Source organism: Bacillus marasmi (assembly GCF_902168435.1).
GTDB lineage: Bacteria > Bacillota > Bacilli > Bacillales > Cytobacillaceae > Bacillus_BU > Bacillus_BU marasmi.
Genome location: NZ_LR656199.1, coordinates 1,609 through 4,685 on the forward strand (window position 1 = coordinate 1,609; position 3,077 = coordinate 4,685).

Annotated in this window: 1 rRNA gene; it reads left to right on the plus strand. The window is 51.2% G+C overall.

Features of this window, described 5'->3' with window-relative positions:
- The first annotated feature begins 141 nt into the window (after positions 1 to 141).
- Positions 142 to 3,077 (plus strand): 23S ribosomal RNA (locus FXW34_RS22660).

Genomic DNA, 3,077 nt, shown 5'->3' on the forward strand with positions numbered 1-3,077 from the left:
TTTGTTTGTTTAGTTTTGAGGGAGCAATTCCTCTAAGAAATATTCGTTCTTTGAAAACTAGATAATCGTATGAAGAAATGTAATAACCGAGAATCACCACATTAGTTTTTTCTCTCTTATATATTAAGAGATTAACCTTTAGGTTAAGTTAGAAAGGGCGCACGGTGGATGCCTTGGCACTAGGAGCCGATGAAGGACGGTACTAACACCGATATGCTTCGGGGAGCTGTAAGTAAGCTTCGATCCGGAGATTTCCGAATGGGGGAACCCACTGCTCGTAATGGAGTAGTATCTTTACCTGAATACATAGGGTATTGAAGGCATACCCGGGGAACTGAAACATCTAAGTACCCGGAGGAAGAGAAAGCAAACGCGATTCCCTGAGTAGCGGCGAGCGAAACGGGACATAGCCCAAACCAAGAGGCTTGCCTCTTGGGGTTGTAGGACACTCTACATGGAGTTACAAAGGAACGGGGTAAATGAATTGAACTGGAAAGTTCAGCCAGAGAAGGTAAAAGCCCTGTAGTTGAAACTTCGTTCCCTCCTGAGTGGATCCTGAGTACGGCCGGACACGTGAAATCCGGTCGGAAGCTGGGAGGACCATCTCCCAAGGCTAAATACTCCCTAGTGACCGATAGTGAACCAGTACCGTGAGGGAAAGGTGAAAAGCACCCCGGAAGGGGAGTGAAAGAGATCCTGAAACCGTGTGCCTACAAGTAGTCAAAGCCCGTTAATGGGTAATGGCGTGCCTTTTGTAGAATGAACCGGCGAGTTACGATCCCATGCAAGGTTAAGTTGATAAGACGGAGCCGCAGCGAAAGCGAGTCTGAATAGGGCGAATGAGTATGTGGTCGTAGACCCGAAACCAGGTGATCTACCCATGTCCAGGGTGAAGGTTGGGTAACACCAACTGGAGGCCCGAACCCACGCACGTTGAAAAGTGCGGGGATGAGGTGTGGGTAGCGGAGAAATTCCAATCGAACTTGGAGATAGCTGGTTCTCTCCGAAATAGCTTTAGGGCTAGCCTCACGTAGTAAGAGTCTTGGAGGTAGAGCACTGTTTGGACTAGGGGCCCTCATCGGGTTACCGAATTCAGACAAACTCCGAATGCCAAAGACTTATCCGTGGGAGTCAGACTGCGAGTGATAAGATCCGTAGTCAAAAGGGAAACAGCCCAGACCACCAGCTAAGGTCCCAAAGTATACGTTAAGTGGAAAAGGATGTGGAGTTGCTTAGACAACCAGGATGTTGGCTTAGAAGCAGCCACCATTTAAAGAGTGCGTAATAGCTCACTGGTCGAGTGACTCTGCGCCGAAAATGTACCGGGGCTAAACGTATCACCGAAGCTGTGGATTGACATCTACGATGTCAGTGGTAGGAGAGCGTTCTAAGGGCGTTGAAGCTAGACCGTAAGGACTGGTGGAGCGCTTAGAAGTGAGAATGCCGGTATGAGTAGCGAAAGATGGGTGAGAATCCCATCCACCGAATGCCTAAGGTTTCCTGAGGAAGGCTCGTCCGCTCAGGGTTAGTCGGGACCTAAGCCGAGGCCGAAAGGCGTAGGCGATGGACAACAGGTTGATATTCCTGTACCACCTATTTATCGTTTGAGCGATGGAGGGACGCAGGAGGATAGGGTAAGCGCACTGCTGGATATGTGCGTGTAAGCAGTTAGGCCGATGAATAGGAAAATCCGTTCATCGCAAAGGCTGAGCTGTGATGCCGAGGGAAATATAGTACCGAAGTTCCTGATTCCACACTGCCAAGAAAAGCTTCTAGCGAGATAAAAGGTGCCCGTACCGCAAACCGACACAGGTAGGCGAGGAGAGAATCCTAAGGTGAGCGAGAGAACTCTCGTTAAGGAACTCGGCAAAATGACCCCGTAACTTCGGGAGAAGGGGTGCTCTTTTGGGTGTTAAAGCCTAGAAGAGCCGCAGTGAATAGGCCCAGGCGACTGTTTAGCAAAAACACAGGTCTCTGCAAAGCCGCAAGGCGAAGTATAGGGGCTGACGCCTGCCCGGTGCTGGAAGGTTAAGGGGAGAGGTTAGCGCAAGCGAAGCTTTGAACCGAAGCCCCAGTAAACGGCGGCCGTAACTATAACGGTCCTAAGGTAGCGAAATTCCTTGTCGGGTAAGTTCCGACCCGCACGAAAGGCGTAACGATCTGGGCACTGTCTCAACGAGAGACTCGGTGAAATTATAGTACCTGTGAAGATGCAGGTTACCCGCGACAGGACGGAAAGACCCCGTGGAGCTTTACTGTAGCCTGATATTGAATTTTGGTACAGCTTGTACAGGATAGGTAGGAGCCGTAGAAGCCGGAGCGCCAGCTTCGGTGGAGGCATCGGTGGGATACTACCCTGGCTGTATTGAAATTCTAACCCATACCCCTAATCGGGGTAGGAGACAGTGTCAGGTGGGCAGTTTGACTGGGGCGGTCGCCTCCTAAAAAGTAACGGAGGCGCCCAAAGGTTCCCTCAGAATGGTTGGAAATCATTCGTAGAGTGTAAAGGCACAAGGGAGCTTGACTGCGAGACCTACAAGTCGAGCAGGGACGAAAGTCGGGCTTAGTGATCCGGTGGTTCCGCATGGAAGGGCCATCGCTCAACGGATAAAAGCTACCCCGGGGATAACAGGCTTATCTCCCCCAAGAGTCCACATCGACGGGGAGGTTTGGCACCTCGATGTCGGCTCATCGCATCCTGGGGCTGTAGTCGGTCCCAAGGGTTGGGCTGTTCGCCCATTAAAGCGGTACGCGAGCTGGGTTCAGAACGTCGTGAGACAGTTCGGTCCCTATCCGTCGTGGGCGTAGGAAATTTGAGAGGAGCTGTCCTTAGTACGAGAGGACCGGGATGGACGCACCGCTGGTGTACCAGTTGTCTTGCCAAAGGCATCGCTGGGTAGCTATGTGCGGACGGGATAAGTGCTGAAAGCATCTAAGCATGAAGCCCCCCTCAAGATGAGATTTCCCATAGCGTAAGCTAGTAAGATCCCTGAAAGATGATCAGGTTGATAGGTCAGAGGTGGAAGCGTGGCGACATGTGGAGCTGACTGATACTAATCGATCGAGGACTTAACCAA